Source organism: Aequorivita sp. IT1183, assembly GCF_058068265.1.
On the sequence record NZ_JBYRHS010000006.1, the window covers coordinates 105,639 to 126,617 of the forward strand.

The 20,979-nt window shown below is 36.8% G+C and carries 19 protein-coding genes; 6 read left to right on the top strand and 13 right to left on the bottom strand.

The window, feature by feature from the left end; genetic code table 11:
* The first annotated feature begins 94 nt into the window (after window positions 1-94).
* The 4 genes from AC3RVF_RS13165 (at window position 95) to lptB (ending at window position 3,120) form a co-directional block, all read left to right on the top strand.
* On the top strand, window positions 95-1,060 hold the full coding sequence (locus AC3RVF_RS13165; RefSeq protein ID WP_489691697.1) for a KpsF/GutQ family sugar-phosphate isomerase: 966 nt from the start codon (window positions 95-97) through the stop codon (window positions 1,058-1,060).
* A complete protein-coding gene (tatC, locus tag AC3RVF_RS13170; protein WP_489693542.1) occupies window positions 1,060-1,893 on the top strand; it encodes a twin-arginine translocase subunit TatC in 834 nt (277 codons plus the stop codon). The genes AC3RVF_RS13165 and tatC overlap by 1 nt, the downstream gene beginning before the upstream one ends.
* A 72-nt stretch (window positions 1,894-1,965) precedes the next feature.
* Window positions 1,966-2,319 (top strand): carboxymuconolactone decarboxylase family protein, encoded by a 354-nt coding sequence (locus tag AC3RVF_RS13175; protein ID WP_489691699.1) that lies wholly within the window; start codon window positions 1,966-1,968, stop codon window positions 2,317-2,319.
* A gap of 60 nt (window positions 2,320-2,379) precedes the next feature.
* Window positions 2,380-3,120, top strand: a complete 741-nt coding sequence (lptB, locus tag AC3RVF_RS13180; RefSeq protein WP_489691700.1) for an LPS export ABC transporter ATP-binding protein — start codon at window positions 2,380-2,382, stop codon at window positions 3,118-3,120.
* A gap of 149 nt (window positions 3,121-3,269) precedes the next feature.
* On the opposite strand, the gene AC3RVF_RS13185 is transcribed toward lptB, so the two are convergent.
* Together AC3RVF_RS13185 and AC3RVF_RS13190 are read right to left on the bottom strand one after the other, a co-directional pair.
* Window positions 3,270-3,650, bottom strand: coding sequence for a GxxExxY protein (locus AC3RVF_RS13185; RefSeq protein WP_489691701.1), 381 nt, complete (start codon window positions 3,648-3,650; stop codon window positions 3,270-3,272).
* Between the two features lie 144 nt (window positions 3,651-3,794).
* Entirely contained in the window at window positions 3,795-4,544 is a 750-nt protein-coding gene (locus AC3RVF_RS13190) for a CDP-alcohol phosphatidyltransferase family protein (RefSeq protein ID WP_489691702.1), read from the bottom strand.
* A 265-nt stretch (window positions 4,545-4,809) separates the two neighbouring features.
* Here AC3RVF_RS13190 and AC3RVF_RS13195 point away from each other — a divergent pair, with 265 nt between their 5' ends.
* Both AC3RVF_RS13195 and AC3RVF_RS13200 read left to right on the top strand, forming a co-directional pair.
* Window positions 4,810-5,877, top strand: a complete 1,068-nt coding sequence (locus AC3RVF_RS13195; RefSeq protein WP_489691703.1) for a putative type IX sorting system protein PorV2 — start codon at window positions 4,810-4,812, stop codon at window positions 5,875-5,877.
* A gap of 52 nt (window positions 5,878-5,929) precedes the next feature.
* On the top strand, window positions 5,930-7,144 hold the full coding sequence (locus AC3RVF_RS13200) for a lipoprotein N-acyltransferase Lnb domain-containing protein (protein WP_489693543.1): 1,215 nt from the start codon (window positions 5,930-5,932) through the stop codon (window positions 7,142-7,144).
* Window positions 7,145-8,211: 1,067 nt separating this feature from the next.
* Here the strand turns inward: AC3RVF_RS13200 and AC3RVF_RS13205 are convergent.
* The 11 genes from AC3RVF_RS13205 to AC3RVF_RS13255 all read right to left on the bottom strand — a co-directional run bounded on the left by AC3RVF_RS13205 (window position 8,212) and on the right by AC3RVF_RS13255 (window position 20,960).
* Entirely contained in the window at window positions 8,212-9,603 is a 1,392-nt protein-coding gene (locus AC3RVF_RS13205) for a sugar transferase (protein ID WP_489693544.1), read from the bottom strand.
* A gap of 127 nt (window positions 9,604-9,730) precedes the next feature.
* Window positions 9,731-10,753 carry a glycosyltransferase family 4 protein gene (locus tag AC3RVF_RS13210; protein ID WP_489693545.1) on the bottom strand — a complete coding sequence of 341 codons (1,023 nt, stop codon included), beginning with the start codon at window positions 10,751-10,753 and terminating at the stop codon, window positions 9,731-9,733.
* Window positions 10,716-12,029: an O-antigen ligase family protein gene (locus AC3RVF_RS13215; protein ID WP_489693546.1), complete on the bottom strand. Its 1,314-nt coding sequence runs from the start codon at window positions 12,027-12,029 to the stop codon at window positions 10,716-10,718. The genes AC3RVF_RS13210 and AC3RVF_RS13215 overlap by 38 nt, the downstream gene beginning before the upstream one ends.
* A 32-nt stretch (window positions 12,030-12,061) precedes the next feature.
* Window positions 12,062-13,129: a glycosyltransferase gene (locus tag AC3RVF_RS13220; protein ID WP_489693547.1), complete on the bottom strand. Its 1,068-nt coding sequence runs from the start codon at window positions 13,127-13,129 to the stop codon at window positions 12,062-12,064.
* On the bottom strand, window positions 13,129-14,238 hold the full coding sequence (locus AC3RVF_RS13225) for a glycosyltransferase family 4 protein (protein WP_489693548.1): 1,110 nt from the start codon (window positions 14,236-14,238) through the stop codon (window positions 13,129-13,131). The genes AC3RVF_RS13220 and AC3RVF_RS13225 overlap by 1 nt, the downstream gene beginning before the upstream one ends.
* Window positions 14,235-14,786: a serine O-acetyltransferase gene (locus AC3RVF_RS13230; RefSeq protein ID WP_489693549.1), complete on the bottom strand. Its 552-nt coding sequence runs from the start codon at window positions 14,784-14,786 to the stop codon at window positions 14,235-14,237. Before AC3RVF_RS13230 ends, AC3RVF_RS13225 begins: the two co-directional genes overlap by 4 nt.
* Before the next feature lie 7 nt (window positions 14,787-14,793).
* The gene (locus tag AC3RVF_RS13235; protein ID WP_489693550.1) at window positions 14,794-15,828 is read right to left on the bottom strand and encodes a glycosyltransferase family 2 protein; all 1,035 of its coding nucleotides are present in this window, start codon (window positions 15,826-15,828) and stop codon (window positions 14,794-14,796) included.
* A 5-nt stretch (window positions 15,829-15,833) separates the two neighbouring features.
* The gene (locus tag AC3RVF_RS13240) at window positions 15,834-17,363 is read right to left on the bottom strand and encodes a glycosyltransferase family 2 protein (RefSeq protein ID WP_489693551.1); all 1,530 of its coding nucleotides are present in this window, start codon (window positions 17,361-17,363) and stop codon (window positions 15,834-15,836) included.
* The gene (locus AC3RVF_RS13245) at window positions 17,360-18,502 is read right to left on the bottom strand and encodes a glycosyltransferase family 4 protein (RefSeq protein WP_489693552.1); all 1,143 of its coding nucleotides are present in this window, start codon (window positions 18,500-18,502) and stop codon (window positions 17,360-17,362) included. The genes AC3RVF_RS13240 and AC3RVF_RS13245 overlap by 4 nt, the downstream gene beginning before the upstream one ends.
* Window positions 18,499-19,581 carry a glycosyltransferase family 4 protein gene (locus AC3RVF_RS13250; protein ID WP_489693553.1) on the bottom strand — a complete coding sequence of 361 codons (1,083 nt, stop codon included), beginning with the start codon at window positions 19,579-19,581 and terminating at the stop codon, window positions 18,499-18,501. The genes AC3RVF_RS13245 and AC3RVF_RS13250 overlap by 4 nt, the downstream gene beginning before the upstream one ends.
* The gene (locus AC3RVF_RS13255) at window positions 19,572-20,960 is read right to left on the bottom strand and encodes a hypothetical protein (protein ID WP_489693554.1); all 1,389 of its coding nucleotides are present in this window, start codon (window positions 20,958-20,960) and stop codon (window positions 19,572-19,574) included. The genes AC3RVF_RS13250 and AC3RVF_RS13255 overlap by 10 nt, the downstream gene beginning before the upstream one ends.
* Window positions 20,961-20,979 lie beyond the last annotated feature (19 nt).

The following is a 20,979-nucleotide window of genomic DNA, read 5'->3' on the forward strand; positions in this document are numbered from 1 at the left end:
AAAGTATCTATATTAAGATTAACGAATTGATATAATTCTATTCTAAATATACTAATTTCTGATACAGTTACAAACATTCAAAAGCATTAAAATTTTGAACAAGCAAGAGAGAATTATTTCCGTAGCCAAAAACACCATAGAAACTGAGAGTAAAGCCATTGCGAATTTGGCACATTTAGTAAATGAAGAGTTCGCAGGTGCAGTTAATTACATTTATAACTCAAAAGGTCGCGTAATTGTTACCGGAATCGGCAAAAGCGCCAACATTGCCACTAAAATAGTGGCAACTTTAAATTCTACGGGCACGCCTTCAATCTTTATGCATGCAGCAGATGCTATCCATGGAGATTTAGGAACGGTACAAGAAAACGATACCGTTATCTGTATCTCAAAAAGCGGAAATACCCCAGAAATAAAAGTTTTGGTCCCATTAATAAAAGCTATTGGCAATAAATTAATAGCCATAACTGGTAATAGGGAATCCTTTTTAGGCCAACAAGCAGATTTTGTGCTGAATGCTTATGTAGAAAAAGAAGCTTGCCCAAATAATTTAGCGCCCACAACAAGTACCACCGCACAATTGGTAATTGGCGATGCCTTAGCAATGTGCCTTTTAGACCTTCGCGGATTTTCGAGTAAAGACTTTGCGAAATTTCATCCGGGTGGTTCCTTGGGAAAAAAATTATACCTTCGAGTAAGCAATCTTACCTCTTTAAACGAAAAGCCTCAAGTTTCACCAGATACTGATGTTAAAAAAGTAATTGTTGAAATTTCAGAAAAAATGCTGGGCGTAACTGCAGTGGTTGAAAATGATTTAATTGTAGGTATTATTACTGATGGCGATTTACGACGTATGTTGACGAAAACAGATAACTTTGCTGGCTTAACCGCAAAAGATATTATGACCCATAATCCTAAAAGAATCGCCAACAACGCTATGGCTGTTGAAGCAATGGAAATGATGGACAAATATGGTATAACTCAAATTCTTGCTGAAGAAAAAGGCAAATATAGTGGTGTTGTACACATTCATAATCTTACTAAGGAGGGCATTATATAATGAAGAAACTTGGTTCCCCAGAAAAAGAAATGTCCTTCTTGGATCACTTGGAAGAACTGCGTTGGCACTTAATTCGCTCTACACTTGCCGTAGTAGTATTGGCGTTAATCGCATTTGCTTTTAAGGATTTTATTTTCGACACGCTAATTTTCGGCCCTAAGCATCCAGATTTTCCAACCTATAGAATGTTTTGCAATATTTCGCGCTCCTTGGGGATGGACACTTTCTGTTTTAAAGAAATGCCTTTCCGAATTCAAAGTAGAACGATGGCTGGGCAGTTTTCTGCGCATATGTGGACCTCTATCTATGCGGGTATTATTATAGCTTTTCCATATATACTTTATGAATTTTGGAAGTTTATTCGACCAGGTTTAAAAGAAAAGGAACGCAAATCTAGTCGTGGTTTTATTTTCGTAGCCTCCTTTCTTTTCTTTTTAGGAGTGCTTTTTGGGTATTACCTTATTACTCCACTTTCCATCAACTTTTTAGGAAATTATCAAGTAAGTAAAGAGGTCTTTAATGATTTTGATTTAGATAGTTATATTTCCTTAGTACGTACTTCGGTATTGGCCTGCGGCATTGTTTTTGAATTGCCAATCCTTATGTACATACTCACAAAAATAGGACTGGTTACCCCCGAAATTCTTCGGAAGAACCGCAAATTTGCCTTAATAATCGTGCTAGTTCTTTCAGCGGTAATTACTCCCCCAGATATTGTGAGCCAGATAATTGTGGCTATCCCAATCGTTGTTTTATACGAAGTGAGTATCTATATTTCAAAAGTGGTTATAAGAAATCAGTTGAAAGAAGAACGAAAAAGGAAAAAAGCATAAACACACTGTAGGCTCGCAATTTATCGCCCGCATTAGCATTTAAAACGAAGAACTTCATATTATATACGACAGATGAAAAACAATCAAGTTGAAGAATTTAACGCCTACCGCGAAAAGATGAATGAAAAGATGCTTTCAGATAATAACAAAATTATCAAGCGTATTTTCAATTTAGACACCAACGCATATATGGAAGGCGTTCTTCCGAAGAAAACAAAGGAGCTTTTAGGTTTGGGAAATTCATTGGTATTGCGTTGCGACGATTGCGTACGTTACCATTTAGAAGAATGCCACAAATTAGGACTTACCAAAGAAGAAGTAGTTGAAGGCATGAGTATTTCATTACTTATTGGTGGAACTATAGTTATTCCGCATCTGCGCAGAGCTTTTGAATATTGGGAAGCGCTTGATGCACAACAATCTTAATTTTTTCTTCGGAAAATTATATAGTACATTTAACGTTCTATCAACGGAAACACTTACTGAATGAAGCTAAAAGCCGAAAATTTAATGAAATCCTATAAAGGCCGAAAGGTTGTAAAGGGAATCTCTGTTGAAGTAAATCAAGGAGAAATTGTTGGTCTGCTCGGTCCAAACGGCGCAGGAAAAACAACTTCTTTTTATATGATAGTTGGGTTGATAAAGCCAAACGGCGGTCAGATTTTTTTAGAAGGCACAGATATCACCAAATACCCTATGTACAAACGTGCACAGAACGGGATTGGTTATTTGGCGCAGGAAGCTTCTGTTTTCAGAAAATTAAGTGTTGAAGACAATATTTTAAGCGTTTTACAACTTACGAAACTCTCTAAAAAAGAGCAACGAGCAAAGATGGAATCGTTAATTGAAGAGTTTGGTTTAGGCCACATTCGTAAAAACCGTGGCGATCTTTTAAGCGGTGGTGAAAGACGAAGAACTGAAATTGCACGCGCCTTGGCAACGGATCCACATTTTATTCTTTTGGATGAACCATTTGCTGGGGTAGATCCTGTGGCGGTGGAAGACATTCAGCGTATTGTGGCGCAACTTAAAAATAAAAACATCGGTATACTTATAACCGATCACAACGTGCAGGAAACGCTTGCCATAACTGACAGAACCTATTTAATGTTTGAAGGAAGCATCCTAAAACACGGTATGCCTGAAGAATTGGCTGCAGATGAAATGGTTCGAAAAGTATATCTAGGACAAAATTTTGAACTTCGGAAGAAGAAGTTGGAGTTTTAGAAGCAACCACAGAATTTTTAACCACAAAGGACACAATGTTTACACTGAGTTCACAAAGAAATCTCTGTGCACTTGGTGCCTTCTTAGTGCCCTTCGTGGTTCCCCCTTTTTAACCACAAAGCACACAATGCTTACACTATGTTTTATATCTACAATTCTCCGTTTATAACCCTTCTGATACCAAGCTTTAATAAACTAACATTAAAATTGATAAGAAGTCCCAATTTAAAACCACCGAGCCTCATATAAGTAAGTGTTTGTACTAAATGAACATCGTTCAATTCTTCCACACTTTTTATTTCGATTACGACCTTATTTTCAACCAAAATATCAATGCGATAGCCAACTTTCAGTTTCACCTCTTCAAATATGAGTGGCATTGGTTTTTGCTTCTCAACAACCAGCCCTTCCTTTGATAATTTATAAAAAAGACATTCTTCATATGCAGATTCCAACAACCCTGGACCAAGCGCTTTATGAACTTCCAAAGCACAACCTATAATCTTATTGGCAATTTGGTTTTCTGTCATTCTACTAAATTTAACAGGGATAATCCACTAATAATCTATGTTCGTAAATTTTCTTAGTGCTCTTTGTGATTCCCCTTTTTAACCTCAAAGAACACAATGTTTACACTAAGTTCACAGAGATTTCTTTGTGCTCTTTGTGCCTTCTTAGTGCTCTTTGTGGTTAAACAACGAAAGCAATATATAAAGCAGGATTATAAAAGGTATCGCCAAAAACTTCAGCAGTACTAAAAGCACCACACAAAGTATTAAAAAGATATAGCGAACGGCGTTGCTTTTAAAATCCCAAGTTTTAAATTTTAATGCAAAAAGAGGTATTTCTGCATTGAGTAATATACTGCTAAGTAGCGTCATTCCTATTAAAAACCATTTGTTGAGGATGATGCTTTCCGCAAAATGAGAATATTGGTACTGTAAAATTAACGGTAAACTTAAAATAAGTAGTGTGTTTGCTGGAGTTGGCAAGCCAATAAAACCCGAAGTTTGCCGGGTATCTACATTGAATTTCGCCAAACGATATGCAGAGGCAATTACTATCATCAATCCAATTAACGGCAGATAATTTTTAAATCCAACGTTCCACCCATCCATAGAAAATGTTTCGGTAAGTGTTTGCATATGCCCGAAATAAGATAGGTTCAATAGTTGGTACATTATAATTCCTGGTGCAACTCCACTAGTAATAACATCTGCAAGCGAATCTAATTGAAGCCCAACTTCGCTTTGCGCATTCAGCAAACGTGCTGCTAGCCCATCAAAAAAGTCGAAGAAAATTCCGAGGAAAACAAAAAAGGAAGCAGTAATCAAATCGCCCGAAGTTGCAAAAAGTATAGCAACGCATCCACAAAGAATGTTTAGTGAAGTGATTATATTGGGTACTTGTTTTATAATATTCATAATGTTAGTTATCAATTTGAATTTGATGTTTTATTCTTTAAAAACAATTCCGCAAACAAGTCTACTTTCCTCACGTTCGCGTGTCTTTCATCGGATGCATTTCAAAGGAAAGAAGTTTAATTAAGGAGCGTTTTCTACGAATTCTTTAAATTCAATGTAAAAATAACAAAGTATTTTCGTCCAATGCTACTAAAACACAATATGTGCAGAAATTTATAGTTTAGTATTCTGTAAAATAGTGCCATATTTGTCCAAATTTTTGAGATTGAAAAAGAAAATTTTACTTCTTCTAATACTTACTTCAGTTACACTGAGCGCACAAACCGTGCGTAAGTATTCCAACGAATTTATGAACATTGGTGTTGATGCAGCCGCTTTTGGAATGAGCAATGCCGTAGTGGCATCGTCTGGCGATGTTAACTCTGGTTACTGGAATCCAGCGGGTTTGGTAAATCTGGAAGACAAACAAATTTCATTGATGCACGCTTCCTATTTCGCAAATATTGCGAGTTATGACTACGCTGCTTTTGCAATGCCACTCGACGATAGAAGCGCCGTTGGGCTTTCGATAATTCGTTTTGGCGTTGATGATATTTTGAATACTACCCAGCTAATTGATAGTGAAGGAAACATTGATTATAACCGTATTAGTCTTTTTTCAACTGCAGATTATGGAGTTACGTTTTCATACGCTCGCAAGTTGCCACTTGATGGATTGAATTTTGGTGTAAATGCCAAAGTTATTAGACGAATTATTGGTGAATTTGCCTCATCTTGGGGTTTCGGACTTGATGCCGGAATTCAATTTAGAAACGATAAATGGATGTTCGGAATTATGGCGCGCGACATTACCACTACTTTTAACGCGTGGAGTATTGATGAAGAAAAATTTGCTGAAATTCAAGGTGCAGTGGAAGGCCAAAATCAAGAGCTGCCAGAAACTACCGAAATAACGATTCCAAAACTACAGTTGGGAATGGCTCGAAAGTTTATTTATCACTACGATTTTTCGTTTTTGGCAGAAGTGGATCTCAATTTCAGATTTGCTGAAACCAACGATGTTATCTCTACTTCCCTCGCAAGTATTACTCCTTCTATGGGACTTGAATTTGCTTATATAGATATGGTTTATGTGCGTGGCGGCGTTGGTAATTTTCAGAATATTCAACAACTGGATGGTAGTGATTCTGTAGGTTTTCAACCTAATATAGGCGTTGGTTTCCGTTATAAAGGTATTCAAGTGGATTATGCACTAACAGACATTGGCGATCAAAGCGCAGCCTTATACTCCAATGTGTTTTCATTGAAATTGGACTGGGATGTTTTTCGATGAAATTTTATATTCCAAAAAATAAACAGCTAACAATAATATTCGTGTCTTCGTGGTGAAAAATTGCATACTTTTTTTTATTATTCTTTTAAGTGTTTCAGCAAAAGCACAGTTTGTTCCACTATCTGAAACTTCCGAAGTTAGCATTATTACAATTGGTCCGGGACCAGAGCTTTACGATAAGTTTGGGCACAGCGCATTCAGGATCCAAGATACTTTAAATGGGGTTGATGTAGTTTTTAATTACGGAAAGTTCGATTTCGACACACCAAATTTCTACACAAAATTCGCACAGGGAAAACTGCTTTATGAACTAGGTGTAAGTTATTATCAGCCGTTTTTTGAAAGTTATGTAACCCAAAATCGTTGGGTTAAAGAGCAGATCCTAAACCTCAGCTATGCTGAAAAGCAGGCTGTTTCAGACTTTCTGTGGAACAATGCCAGACCCGAAAACAAAAAATATAAATACGATTTCTTTTACGACAATTGCGCTACTAAAATTCGCGATGTTGTACAGATAGTTCTTGGCGATAAGCTGGAATATAAAGAAGATCACATAACCGAAGTATTTACTTTCCGAGAGCTTATACAGCAGAATCTCGTTGCCAACAGTTGGGGAAGTATGGGTATAGACATTGCTTTAGGCGCTGTTATAGATAGAACAGCAAAACCTATAGAATACCAATTTCTACCTGATTACGTGTATGAGGGAGCCGCTAATGCTGTGATTTACAGAGCTGGTGCAGAAGATAATTTGGTTAAAAAAACTACTGTTCTTTTTGAAAACACGCCTAAAACAGATGGATCCAATTTTCTTTTAAGTCCGTTGTTTATTTTGGGCATACTGGGATTGTTGATTATTTTTATAACCTACCGCGACTACAAAAGAGCGACCCGAAGCCGTTATCTGGACGCTGCTATATTTACTTTTACCGGTCTTGTAGGTATATTACTTTTATTTCTTTGGTTCGCTACAGATCATACTGCTACTGCCAACAATTACAATTTGTTGTGGGCCTTTCCTATTTCGGTCGTGTTATTTTTCGCAATTTCGAAAAGTCAAGTTTCTCCAAAATTAAAAAGGTATACGGTAATGCTGATACTGTTTTTAGCACTATTAACTATTCATTGGATAACGGGCGTACAGGAATTTGCGATTGCTTTGTTACCGCTATTAATTGCGCTGGCTGTTCGCTATGTTTATTTGATGTATTTTATTTCATCCCTGCCTTCTCAAGCTGCTGAAGCAACGAGTGTGGGACAGGTTTAATAACATCCCTCCCAGCCTCCCTTCAAAGGGAGGGGTAGATTCGGAATTGATTTATGATATGTGAGCAAGATTTAAAAATTTATTTCTTCGAAGTGGGAAAAACATCCCTCCCAACCTCCCTTCAAAGGGAGGGGTAGATTCGGAATTGATTTATGATATGTTAGCAAGATTAAAAAAATTCTTTCTTTGAACCTGGAAAAACATCCCTCCCAACCTCCCTTCAAAGGGAGGGGTAGATTCGGAATTGATTTATGATATGTTAGCAAGATTAAAAAAATTCTTTCTTTGAAGTGGGAAAAACATCCCCCAGCCTCCCTTCAAAGGGAGGGGTAGATTCGGAATTAATTTATGATATGTGAGCAAGATTTAAAAATTTATTTCTTTGAAGTGGGAAAAACATCCCTCCCAGCCTCCCTTCAAAGGGAGGGGTAGATTCGGAATTGATTTATGATATGTTAGCAGGATTAAAAAAATCTTTCTTTGAACCTGGAAAAACATCCCTCCCAGCCTCCCTTCAAAGGGAGGGGTAGATTCGGAATTGATTTATGATATGTGAGCAAGATTTAAAAATTTATTTCTTTGAAGTAGGAAATACATCCCTCCCAGCCTCCCTTCAAAGGGAGGAGTAGATTCGGAATTGATTAATGATATGTTAGCAGGATTAAAAAAATTCTCTCTTTGAAATTGGAAAAACATCCCTCCCAGCCTCCCTTCAAAGGGAGGGGTAGATTCGGAATTGATTTATGATATTTAGTCTGATTAAAAATCTCTCATTCGATGTGGGAAGTAAAACGAAAATATCCAAATTTTCAATTTAGAAATAAAAACAAGTCCACACTTCGAAGAGTGGATTTACTGGAGATTTTATTAATTTAAAATTTGTAGGAAAAAATAGTTGTTTTCTTACATTTTAATGGCTTTACTATGGCTTTGCTATGGCTTTGCCTTGGCTTTGGTATAAACTATCCGTTTTGCTCACCAATCCAATCTCGTATCGAGTCCAAACGTCCTGCTTCCAGTTTCCAATTCTCCTGCTCCCAATTAGTCAATTTTAGATAACCATCAAATCACTGTCCCCTGAAAAACAATATGGTACTAAGCGTTTTAATCATAATTGTAATATCTAGAAAAAGGCCTCGATGCTTCATATAATATAAATCATACTGTAGTTTTTCAAGAGAATCCTCATTGCTAGAACCATATTTGGCATTTACCTGTGCCCAACCTGTTAGACCGGGTTTTATGAGGTGGCGCACTTCATAAAAAGGTATTTCCTTTATAAGACCTTTTACAAATTCGGGACGTTCAGGACGCGGACCTATTACGCTCATTTCGCCTTTTAAAACATTTATAAATTGTGGAATTTCATCTATCCGAGATCTTCTTAAAAATAGACCGAATTTCGTAATACGCTTATCCTTTACTTTCGCAAACTGGGCGCCGTGCTTTTCTGCATTTTTTATCATGCTTCGCAGTTTATATATTCTGAAACGTTTACCGTTTTTACCAACTCGCTTTTGAGTGTAAAATAATGGCCCTCGATTTCCAAATAAATTTCCTATTAATAAAATTGGCAGCAATAGTATTCCGAAAGCAAGTCCAACTACTGAAAATAGCAAGTCGGTAATTCTACTAAAAAATAAATAAAGCTTGTTTTGGTTGCTTCTGCTGAACGGGAAGTATCGATAAAAATCCTTTTCTACGTGCTGCACGGGTATTCTGTGAGTCAATTCCTCGTATACTTGAGTATATTCACGGATTGGAATTCCGCTTTCAAGTAGTTTTATCAACTGTTTGTTAAGTTCAACCGTCATACCCTCCGAAAGTGGTGTGCCAACTACTACTTCAGAAACATTTGTATCTTCTGCCAGCATACAGATATCAGTGATGGATATTGCGTCTATTTCTAGGTTATTAATAATCGTAGAATCACTTGGGCCCGTATTAAAAAATCCGATAACCCGATAATTGGGATCAGACTTTTGAAGAGAAGCGACTATTTCATCCACATCTTGAGCATGGGCAATTAGCACCACTCTTTTATAAAAACGAGGTGCCGAAATAAGAATGATATATGCATACCGCCAAGTCAACATCGCCATGTTTATAGCAATAAAGAAATAAACTATCTGCAACCGATTTGAAGGCAGTTCAGGAGTATAAAATGGAGTAAGTAAATAAAAAAGTACGGTTACCGAAGAAGTGATAATTACGTTTTTTACAACCACGTTAAACTTACTTGCTTTTTGAAGATTATAGAGTTCAAAAATTGTCGCAAACACTGTAAGGTACGCAGACAAAACTATGGACCACATCCAGTGTTCTGCATTAATTTTGAAATAATCAAAATCAAAAACGATACCCATCAAATAAAGCAATGCCAATACATGGACAATATCCAAGATACGAAGCAGTACTTTTCTTTCGGAAATATCAAAATGGATATTGCTTTTGGCCATTATCAGTTGTGGGATGTTGGTTGTCTGTTGTAGGTTGTCGACAACTCAAAACGGTTAAAAGTTCGAAATTACGATTTTAACTATCAATTTTTCAAAGCTTTCAATAAAATACAAATTTATTTAAAAATTAAGATTCCAATAGTTTTATCCATTGTTGTTTTACTTTATTCCAATCAAACGTTTCAATTTTAATTCTTGCATTTGTAGCTATTTTTTGTGCTTTTAATTCGTCCAAACAAAGCGCTTCAATGGCTTTCACAAAAAATTCTGAATTATTAGGCGGAACCAATATACCGTCAATTTCATTTTGAATTAAAAAAGGCAAACCGCCTACGTTTGTGGAAATAACCGGAAGCCCCAAAGCCATAGCTTCCATTACGCTTACAGGCATATTATCAAAATTGGTTGTGTTTATGAAAATATCGTAATCTTTTGAAAGTGCTATCCATTCTTTCTTTTCTAATAACCCTGTAAAAGTAACAGGCAACTTTAATTCTTCTGCTATTTTCTTACAACGAATCATAGAACCATCTTTATCTGGCCCAACCATGCACAGCGAGACATCTCTTCCATTCTTCTTCAGCATTTCTACGATTTCCAAGGCCAACAACGGATTATATATTTCAGAAAAAGAACGCACCCATAATAACTTTGGTTTTACTAACTCTCTAAGCTGAAAAGGATAATTTTCTATTTCTAAAGTGTTGGGGATATAAGTTAAGCTTTTAAACCCCTGATTCTTGAACATCTCCATCATATATCTTGAAGGGGAAACATTTGCAAAAGCCTTCCCAAAGAGAGTCTTACTTAAACTTGGATTGCGCTTTAATCTGTCGGGAAGATTTCCACCGTGCAAAATGGGAACATAAGGCAATTTAAACAAGCGGCATATCCAACCAATTACAACGGCATAATAAAAGTTTTTAGTGCTATAGGTATCAATTAAAACTAGATCTACGTTGTTCCGGTTTTTGATAGTAACCACTATCATATCGATCATTCTGATTAATCTCTTCTTTTTAGAAGAAGCCGAAATTACCGAGTACCCTTCGTCTTGCAGTTTCCCTGAAAGCAAATCGATAGCAGTCGGCGGCTTTCCGTGAGCGGCCAGTTTATTTCCTATGTAGAGCAGTCTTCTTCTTTGGTGCATAATCTATCTTCAACAAACTTAAGGCATATATAAACGCTGGCGCGGCTATCCGCATTGAGGAGTGGTTAATGGTAAAAAACCAGAAACATAAAAAAGAATATAAATATATGTTCGATTGATGCTGCAATCCAAATGCTAAAGGAGTTATTAGCAAAATCACCAATGCTAAAATTCCAAATAATCCGTGCTCAGATAATAAGCGGCTTATTTCATTATGGCTGGCAGCTTCTATATTTGTTTGTTCTGCCCTATATTCCTTCGATTTTCCTACGCCTATTCCTGTAAATGGAGCCTCTTTAAAAGCGTCTAATTCAGTTTCAAATATCGCAGCTCGTCCAGTTCCAATTTCCCCCTTTTCCCTTCCTGCCGCATCTTCATTTGCATATCTATTTTGAATTAAGCCCATGGTAGCAAACGAACTAATTATCCATACACCAACAATTACAGCTCCCATAATAGCTATTTTCGGCAACAAATAAAGCTTCTGTTTTACTCCAGACTTTAAATATAATACTACTAAGAATAAGACTGTACATGCTATTGCGGTTATTACGCCGCCACGCGAAAAGGTAATCAGCGCACGATACCCCATTACTGACAAGAGAATTATCTCAACAATATTGATAAGCCTGTTCTTAACAGTGAATATTCGTGTAAAAAGTATAAACGCACCCAACCCCAAAACTGTCGAAACTTGATTGGGTCCAAACCCACCCGAGGCCGCGAAGTTAGAACCAGTACCTGTTAGTACGTCACGAATACTTGGGGAATATAGAAACAAATAAACAGTAATAGAAACTATAGGCAGAAGCACAGCAAATAAGATAGTCTGCATACGTACCATTGGTATTTTCCTGTCGTAACAATACAATGATGCAATCCCTAAGCAAATTGGCCCACTTAAGTTAAATCCAATAGCATTCCCAACATTTGTATCGTAGTTTAGATTAATAATAGAAAATACAATCCCAGGAACTAAAAACACTGTATAAAGTAGGTAGGGCCAAGAAGACTTTTTAAACCCTTTGTAAAACATACCTATCAATACAAACCCAATAACTGCGTATTTAGCAAATTCATAACTAATTGCCCCACCCGTCATTCTAGATAGCACTTCAAAACCTGTAATATAACCAGCAGCCAAAAGCACTTCATCTTTGCGGTTTGCATTGGAAATAATCCGATACAAGAAATAAAAACAGATCGCTATTAGATAGTATTTGGATAGCGCATTAAATGTAAAAACAGCAAAGCCTAAGGCGATGTGGAACGCCAAAAGTTGAAAGTAAAATATGTTCTGAGAAAGTTTTATTGGCTTATATCTTTATAAATATTTAGCAATTTAGGGATTATGGCGTCTTCTGCATAATTTTCTGCAATATGTACTGAAAAAGCCATCCCATCAGCAATCCTTTTTTCTTCATTTTTAATATAAAATAGAAGTGCTGCCGCAAGGGCCTCCGCATTTTTGGGAGGCACAATTTTCCCAAAGCCGTTTACAACCTCTTTGCATTCGCCCACATCTGTACATATTACAGGCAACCTAGCGGAGCCGTATTCCAATAAAGATATAGGCAACCCCTCTGAAAATGAAGACAGAACCCCAATATCTGCAGTTTTTAATATCTGATGAATCCCTGTTTGTGATCCATAAATATATACATCATTTAGATTATTATCGAAAATAAAACTTTCTATTGCGGCTGTATTTCTCTTATCATCAATTGCTCCAATAAAATGCAATGAAACATTCAATTTCCTTTCCTGAATTATTTTATAAGCTTTTAAAAGATTTATATGATCTTTTTGTGGCCTTAAATTGGCGACACAAATTATCTTTAAGGAATTACTGTTTTCTAGAACAATGGATGGTTGCGATTTATCAGAACTCACAAAGTTGGAAAGATAAAATACTTTATTTGTTTTTAATTTCTCTTCTGCCCAATTTTTCAAAAGCTTGTTTACTGAAATAATGGCTGCAAAAGAATTACTGCAAAATGTCAACAATAAATGCTTTCGATCGCTTAGCATTTCGCTTTTGCCGTAGTGATCGTGCCAAACTATTTTCACATTTGAAACTGTGATTTTTAACAGAGTTGCAAAAAAATAAGAAGTAGAATGTGCGTGAACAATATCAATATCATTTTGCTTAACAAATCGTGTCAATTTCAATAACGCTCCAAAATCTAAAGCGCTACGCTTATTCAAAAAGCAATAACCCACTTTTGCATCCAATTCGTTTTTAAGCTCCCCTTCCTTTCTAGTGGCACACAAATACGAATCCACCCCCACGCTGCTCAAAGCATTGGCAATATTGACCGCCACGCGTTCGGCACCACCTGGATTTAGGGAATCTATAAGTTGCAATACCCGCATTAAATCAATTTTTTAAGTTCCGCTTCAAACACCTCTAATGTATATTGATGACTCCATTTAGAACCTTGAACAGCCATTTGCTGCAAAACTTCCTTACGTCCTAATAACTCCAGTATTCTTTCAGTATCATCTTCCACGTCCAAAGTTAGTAATATCCCCCGGTTTCCGTGATCCAGCATCCAAGGCACACAGGAAATTGGCGTTACCAACGGCACAACACCCCTAAACATAGCCTCTGCCACTACTTTTGGCCAACCCTCAGATTGCGACGGCAAGATCAAAAAATGACTTTGTTTATAGGCGGCTTCTACAACCTCTGAAGCTTGGTTTCCATGCAGCTTGACAAAGTTACCCAGCTTTTTTTCAATAATGTATTCTTCAAGAACCTCACGCTGCACTCCTTCCCCGTATAAATCCAGCTGACAGTCGATTCCCTTATTCCTTAAATTTTCTACTATTTGAAGTGCATAAAGCGGACGTTTTCCTTTGGCAAGCGTTCCTACAAAAATAAAACGCAAGGTATCATTATAGTTCTTTGTGACAATCTCCTCAATTTTCTCTTCCGAATAGCTAGCGGTAAAAAAAGGCTTAATATTTTTGGATTGTTCGGGCCATTCCCCGTAAACAAGTACTTTCATATTCCGCGTTAAGAAGGTATTTGAAAGAATCCATTTTTGCAGGCGGTAGCTCCAAGGTTGTTTTGCCTTTGGGTCCCAATTGCCGGCATATTTGGTAGTCTTTTTTTTCTTCGGAAAGAATACCTGTGCAATACATCCCAACAGACCAATATTACCAGGACATCGCAGATGGATATGGTCAGCGTGACTCATTTCTTTACATATCTTAAAAAACACAAAAGGAATTAGAACCAGAAGCTTTAACGTACTCCAATGGTAAATCATTATAAGGTTGGGAATTCCTACCAATTTTATGTTCTTAGCAAAAAAAGATGCTTTAAGTAAAGGCTTATCGTACTTGGTAGGAGAAACAATGGTTATTTGGTCAGCACTTTTAAACCATATATTCATTTCCATCACATAAGGCGCATAAGCACGATAATCTGAGTCCTTATAAAATGTAGGCGCCGATGTAATTACCAAAAACTTCAAAATATATAATCTTTCGAACTATTCATGTTAATTGGCTCCGCAGGCACTCCCAAAATCGTAGTATTCTCAGGCACATCCTTTATCACTAAAGAATTGGCAGCTATTACCGAATTATCATGAACTTTTATCTGCCCTGCTACGGTCGCATTTGCACCAATATAAACATTATTACCAATCACGGGAACGCCGCGTTTTTCTCCTCTCCCACTCACACCTATTGTAACCCCTTGTGAAATATTGCAATTATTACCAATCACCGCCTTCGCATTAATAATTATATTTCCAAAATGGCCAATATAAAAAGAATGGCCTATTTGCGCCGTATATGGAATAGAAATACCCGCAACAATCTCAATCCATTTCTGACTGAGCACGCAGAACACTAACAAAATTTTCTTGAAAACTTGAGGTATGTTTGACCTATAAATAGCTGAATTAATTCGGTAAACAAACAATGCCCAAAGGCCTTGATGCATCAACAACAAGATAATACCATTCTTACCAGAATAGTGCTTATATTTTTTTAAATCGGAATTAAAGTAAAACATTTATAAATTAATTAGGTGATATTTTTCTCGCGTCCCACAATAAACTGAACCAACCAGATACCCTTCCACATGCTTCCTTAAAAGCATCTTTTTTATTAGAGGTCGTCAGCGCGTTACTGAAACGAATCACAGTTAGCAAAAATGACGTAGCGTTCCATTTAAAACGCGCTTTTAAAGATGGGTTAGGGTGTTTTACACGCCAAACATACCATCCATTTCTGACCACCATTTTACCATATTTGTAAAAGTCTGGCCGACCCGATGCTTCGTGATAATGCAAAAGCTGGGCAGCAGTATTTACATATAGCTTCCCAATATTGGATAGCCGAAGTGTAAAATCGGCATCCTCGTAAAGGCCATAGCCTTCAAAATATTCAGAGAATTTCTCAGTCTCCAGTACTTTCTTTTTATAGGAAGCGACTCCACCCATAAACTGTTCCACTTCATATATCTTTCCGCTGGGTGGAAGAAAACTTACGCTCCTACCGTGTCCAAAATCTGGAAAGTGCGCTGGCGGCCTATCTGCATCCAGCCCAAGTTTTTTACGAAGTACAAAGCGTGACCCATCTTTGCGTGTCCAGCCATCGTAGGAATATTCATTAGGTCTCGACTGCGCTCGACCTGACAATCCAAACTGCGCCCCATCAAGGTCGTCATTTTTTTGCCATGCAACTTCATTAATAATATACCCTCCCACTCCCAAAGCTTCGGGATGGATGGAATAGGTTTTTAAAAGTTCTTCAAAATAAGTTTCGGTCAAAATAGTATCGTCGTCCAAAAAGCAGACTATTTCTATCTCATCTCCAACTTTTTCGATCCCAAAATTACGCTGCCGGGTCAGGCCGCGCTCCTTTTCAGTTACTTTTAAATACTTTAAATTTTCAAAAAAGTGCTTTTGAAGTTCACCTTCGGTAGCATTATCTATAGAGCCGTCCACAATCAGGATTTCATTTGGGTACAGTGACTGCTTTTCTACTGAAGTAAGTAGCTTCAGTAAAGGCTGTGGTCGCATATAGGTACAGATAATGAGAGAGAATTTCATAATGCTTAAAGTTTTTTAGCCCAAAAAACACTTTTCTCCCATCTCCCTTTCATTATTTTCATATACTTCAAAGGGTTTTTGATGGCTTGTCTGCTGTAAAACTTAAAGAATAATACCGTCTTATAACCTAAAATTTGTTCGCGAGTGTTATGTTTTATTTTAAACAGCATAACTGTTGGGGAAGGTTTTGGAGAAATATTTTCATCTTCCCAAGGTAGAAGCACCTTATTTCTAAACCCTCCAATGGGTGCTTTTAAGTGAACCAATTTAATAAAGGGGTTATAAAGTATATCTACACCTATATTACGAATTTGCATGCCAAAGTCTGCATCTTCCCCAAAACCATGTTCATAGCCAATGTCAAATTTAACTTTTTTAGCAATTTTATTAGATATTATACTACATCCAGACCCAAAAGTTCCCCATTGCAAAACATCAGTTATTTGTTCCGACTCATTTACCTTTAGACAGCTTACCGTAAATACATTTGAATTATATTTCTCAATAAAATGAAAACATTCATTAAGAAAGTCATTTGGAATGCGAATGTCATCATCTGCAAGAAAAACCCATGGCGATTTCACTTCATTAAGTGCAATGTTCCGTGCATTGCATGCACCTGTTTTATGAATAAATTTATGGATAATTCTAAATGGCCACGATTCACTCTGCAGATAATTAAGGTCAGTTTGAGAAATTGGGTCGGGGTTTTGTTCTACAATAATTACATTTTGGGGCAACAATGTTTGTTCTGAAAGATCTTTTAAAACATCGTGTAAATACAGCTTACGTCCTATGGTAGGAATTACTACATCTATCTGCTTTTCAATTTTCTTAGTTTTATCACTATTAAAATCCGACTTTGACAATTTGTCAACAATCGTAAATTTTCTATAAAAGAAACTTTTCAGAAAAGAGATTACAGGGAATTTCTTTTCGTAAATAAATAGATTCAAAAATAATAAAAACACCCACCGCGTTCTATAATGCTGTTTTACAAAACGAAATAAAGTATTCTGAGAAAATTTATATTGAAATCTAAGTGGTGCTTTTCCATTTTTGCTCTGCAGTAAAAAAGGGGTTGAATAACAGAGCAGCCCTTTTGGCTGTCCGTTTTTCGCTAGTGAGTTTAGAAAATATTCAAAGTTTTCTAGACGCTTTAGCGCTTGGAATTGTAATAATATTTCAGCATAGACACCGCCCACATCACTACTCATAAGCCAAGTGGGATAGATTACATCTCTATTTATTTTTAGAAAGGGAGAATCCTCTACATAACCAATGCGGTCTGATAGAAAATGTTGTCCAGAGACAGAGAACGAAGCCATTACCCGTTTATGATGAAAGATAGAGTTTAGGCCATCAATATTTAAAAAGGTCTTTAATTCTTCAGCGCACCAAACGAGCAAGGCCTCTGGAAATTTTTCTGCAATTCTGAAAATAGCTGAAACCAAATCATTTCCTACATAGGCTGAAAAATCTGTTACTCCCTTTACGGATACAATATTATTATTTTTGTGCAGCAGTAGGATCATTGTTTTATAAATTTCTCATAATAATTCACACTTTGTTCTGCTACAATTTCCATGGCAAACCGTTGTTCCACTTTTTTTCTCGCTGCTTCCCCAAAAGAATGTCGCAATACTTGGTCTTCCAAAAGCTGGGTAATTTTCTCGGCGAATAGCGAATGATCTGTTGGATGGACCAAAAATCCATCATTCCCATCATCCACCACCTCCTTTGCCCAACCAATATTTGAAGCGACAATGGCCTTTTTTAAAGCCATGGCCTCGATCCACGATACCGGCAGTGCCTCTGCGAAGGTAGGAAAAACGCAGACAGTGGCTTTGGCTATGTGGTCGATTATTTCGGTATAAGGCACCAACCCTTTGTACTCTACATTTTTTAAAGCCTCTGGAGTGAAGAGCGGTTGCATCAACTGCCAAGTTGAGATGCTTCCCGATTGCTTGTCGGCACTGTCTTTCCCTATTAAAACAAGTTTTGCCAACGGATGCTTTTTTAGTACTTCATTAAAAATAAAAGGTAGTTCCAATAGTCCTTTTTTTTGAATCAAGGTTCCAAAATACAAGATTGTGGCATCCTCAGTTTCTATGTTTTTTGGTCGAAACTTACTAATGTCTATGGAATTAGGGATTACAGTTATTTCCTTATTAAGGGCAAACAATCTTTTAGTAACCTCTGCCGTAAACTGGCTTACGGAAATTATACCATCTGCATTTTGCAAAGCTCGTTTTTCCAGAAACTTGTTTTTAGCTTTCACGGAGCGTTTATCTAAATGGCAAAAATAAGTGTCGCTGCCATTTAAGCGAATCACCAAGGGACATCTTGGGTTTACAAAAGCTGTAAAGCCAGTCCAATCCGGTGCTTCTACTATTTCTAGTGTATTTTTCGCGTATAGTTTATTGATGAGCCACTGCACTTTTTGTTGGGTAAGTAGCAGGGACAGGCCCTTAACTTTTATGTTTTTTATTTGGTAAATTGTGATGCCATTGTCATCGAAAAGAGCATCCTCCTTTTGTTGATAAACCAGCACCGAAACTTGATGGCCTAGATAAACCAAGCCTGTGGCCAGATTTAATATACTAGTTCCTAAGCCACCTGACTTGCCAGTTTTTTCGTGAGGATATTCAGGGGTTAGGAAGGCGATTTTCATTTCAATAAATTCAGGTAGTTCTTTAGCATAATTTCGATGCTGAATGTTTCAGAAAGATTTTTAATACTAGCAAATTTAATTATCTCATTCTTTTTAATGATACTCTTTAATAATGATGTGAGTTGTTCATGATTTTCAGCCTCAAAAAGAAAACCATTTTTATATTCCTCAACGATATTCAAAACATTCCCAATATTTCTAGTAGTAATTACTGGCACTTTACAAATTAGACTCTCCAAAACAGTATAACAAAAGGTTTCAGCCTGTGAGGGATGAATAAGAATGTCATATTCATGATATATTTGATAAAGGTTAGGGACACTCCCCTTAAACTCTATTATATTTTCAGCAATTAAATTTTTTGCCAAATCTCTTAAGTCCTGTTCGTAAGGTCCATTACCAAAAATATCAATTTTAATTTTTCCTCTAAATTCCTTTTCTAAGTTATTTATCGCCACCAATAAATCCTGAACCCCTTTGCTTTTTCTAAGATGGCACGCTACAATAAATGAAATAGGTTTCCGATAAGATTTTTTTATTATAAAATTATCACTCAATAAACCATTATGAATCATCACAATCTTAGAATCGATTTGATTGCCAAAATCGCGTATTAATTCATTAACTGTGTATTGGGATACGCCAACGAAAACGTCTATATATTTTGAATAAAGAAAACCCTTGATTCGTTTAAATACTTTCTTTTTTAATGGATAGCCCTCTAATGGCCGTGGATTGTGGTCCACAGCAATAATCTTGACTGGAATAGTCTGCTTTACCGCCTTAAAAAAAGGAGTACATAATTCTAAAAAGTGAGTGATTACGTGGGAATATGCAGGTTTGTCTTTCTGTAAATGCACCAAAAACAAACTTTCAATCGACTTCTCCTCTGCGGGAATAATAGTCAATTTGTTATAATCGCCGTGATTCCCATCATTCGGAAAAAACCAATCTACAGCAATGTTCTTTGTTTTACAGGCAGCGTCAAACTGCCAAAAAAAATAATCCATGCCCCCTATTCTATCAGGCATCAATCTATAATCGCAAAGCACCGCTAATTTTTTAGTTCCTAAGCCCATCGCTTCAATGTTTTGGCAATATGTTTGCTGGTGTCTTTTAAGGGCTTTCCTATTTGTTGTACCAGTAATTGTTGTCTTTCCGCATAATTAGCATCTGGGTTTCTTAGATAGAAATTTACAGCTTCAATCAATTCCAGTTTATTCTTCGCTATTCTAGTGGCCTGACTGTTTACCACATATTCTATATGTTCATAATTCAGGAAACGACCGTCATTGTAGAGGCCATTACTTTCCGTGCCAAAAACAGGGTTTATCACTGGCTTATCAAACTCCATAAAATCGAGGCTCATGGTAGAAAGCATATTGATGCTTACGTCTGAAAATTCAAGGATAGCACGTAATTTCTTTACATCTTCCACAGAAGGTACGCGTTGCGACCAAGCCTCTTGATGCCCGTAGCGGCTCACTTTCCAATCGGGATAATTCCAAACAATAAAGGAATATTTATCTGAAATCTCCTTAAACCGAATCGGGTCTTCGGCCGGGGAAGTACGCACCATAAAATTGACATTCGGAAGCTCCCCATTTTTCAAAGCTTCCGCTATTGTTTCAATATAAAGTTCATCATTTTTGCTGGTAGAAATATCACCACAACTGAAACATACCGTTTTTAAATCAGGATTCAAGCCTAAGCTTCGTTGAAAATTTTCTTTGGAGCTAGCGTATCTCGGCAGTATATAAGGCTCAAACTGTGGCGTGCCAACAACTTCTACCGCTTCGGGTTTCACATTTTTGTAAAAACGAAGCAGATCGCTTTTCATCAATTCACTCCAAACTAAATAATTTTCAAAATCGGCCGCCATTCTTCCCTTCGAAGCCAAATTGTCCCAACTGAAAATAAAGGCTGAAGTATTAATTTTTAATTTTTGTGCTGCATATACCAAAGGCGCAATATAAGGTGGACGCTGATGCGTAAAGAAAAGTTGATTTGGTTTTTCGTTTTTTAATATTTCAAAATAAACCTTGGTAATCGGTTTGTTCTTGAAAGTGTTTTGCTGGAGTTTATTGAAAACAGAAATCCATTTTTCACTGTGCAAGAACCTAGTAAGCCCTAATATAAATCGCGTGGCATATCCTCGCGGACTCTTACTTTTAGATTTATTGGCCTTTAAATTATCGGTAATTCCGAAATTACCCTTTTTATGATTTTGAAGATGCGCTACCTCTTTCGCTTTTCGGAAAAACCAAGTGAAAAAATGCTCCTCAAAAACATCAAGCTCAATGACCCGGCAATCTGTAATTCCGACATAGACTGAAGCTGGTAGACAGGAGAATATAACCACCTCGTTAAAATTCTTCTCTGCTTCCATCAAGAAATCACTCAGCACAAAATTGCGGAAACCTACTCCATCTGTGATTACGACTCCTAATTTTTTCATAAAGTCAATTTTCTTTCAG

Excerpts from the sequence above, each read along its gene's own strand:
- tatC (WP_489693542.1), top strand. The coding sequence starts at position 1,060 with ATGAAGAAACTTGGTTCCCCAGAAAAAGAAATGTCCTTCTTGGATCAC.
- AC3RVF_RS13175 (WP_489691699.1), top strand. The coding sequence starts at position 1,966 with ATGAAAAACAATCAAGTTGAAGAATTTAACGCCTACCGCGAAAAGATG.
- lptB (WP_489691700.1), top strand. The coding sequence starts at position 2,380 with ATGAAGCTAAAAGCCGAAAATTTAATGAAATCCTATAAAGGCCGAAAG.
- AC3RVF_RS13185 (WP_489691701.1), bottom strand. The coding sequence starts at position 3,650 with ATGACAGAAAACCAAATTGCCAATAAGATTATAGGTTGTGCTTTGGAA.
- AC3RVF_RS13190 (WP_489691702.1), bottom strand. The coding sequence starts at position 4,544 with ATGAATATTATAAAACAAGTACCCAATATAATCACTTCACTAAACATT.
- AC3RVF_RS13205 (WP_489693544.1), bottom strand. The coding sequence starts at position 9,603 with ATGGCCAAAAGCAATATCCATTTTGATATTTCCGAAAGAAAAGTACTG.
- AC3RVF_RS13210 (WP_489693545.1), bottom strand. The coding sequence starts at position 10,753 with ATGCACCAAAGAAGAAGACTGCTCTACATAGGAAATAAACTGGCCGCT.
- AC3RVF_RS13220 (WP_489693547.1), bottom strand. The coding sequence starts at position 13,129 with ATGCGGGTATTGCAACTTATAGATTCCCTAAATCCAGGTGGTGCCGAA.
- AC3RVF_RS13230 (WP_489693549.1), bottom strand. The coding sequence starts at position 14,786 with ATGTTTTACTTTAATTCCGATTTAAAAAAATATAAGCACTATTCTGGT.
- AC3RVF_RS13235 (WP_489693550.1), bottom strand. The coding sequence starts at position 15,828 with ATGAAATTCTCTCTCATTATCTGTACCTATATGCGACCACAGCCTTTA.
- AC3RVF_RS13240 (WP_489693551.1), bottom strand. The coding sequence starts at position 17,363 with ATGATCCTACTGCTGCACAAAAATAATAATATTGTATCCGTAAAGGGA.
- AC3RVF_RS13245 (WP_489693552.1), bottom strand. The coding sequence starts at position 18,502 with ATGAAAATCGCCTTCCTAACCCCTGAATATCCTCACGAAAAAACTGGC.
- AC3RVF_RS13250 (WP_489693553.1), bottom strand. The coding sequence starts at position 19,581 with ATGGGCTTAGGAACTAAAAAATTAGCGGTGCTTTGCGATTATAGATTG.
- AC3RVF_RS13255 (WP_489693554.1), bottom strand. The coding sequence starts at position 20,960 with ATGAAAAAATTAGGAGTCGTAATCACAGATGGAGTAGGTTTCCGCAAT.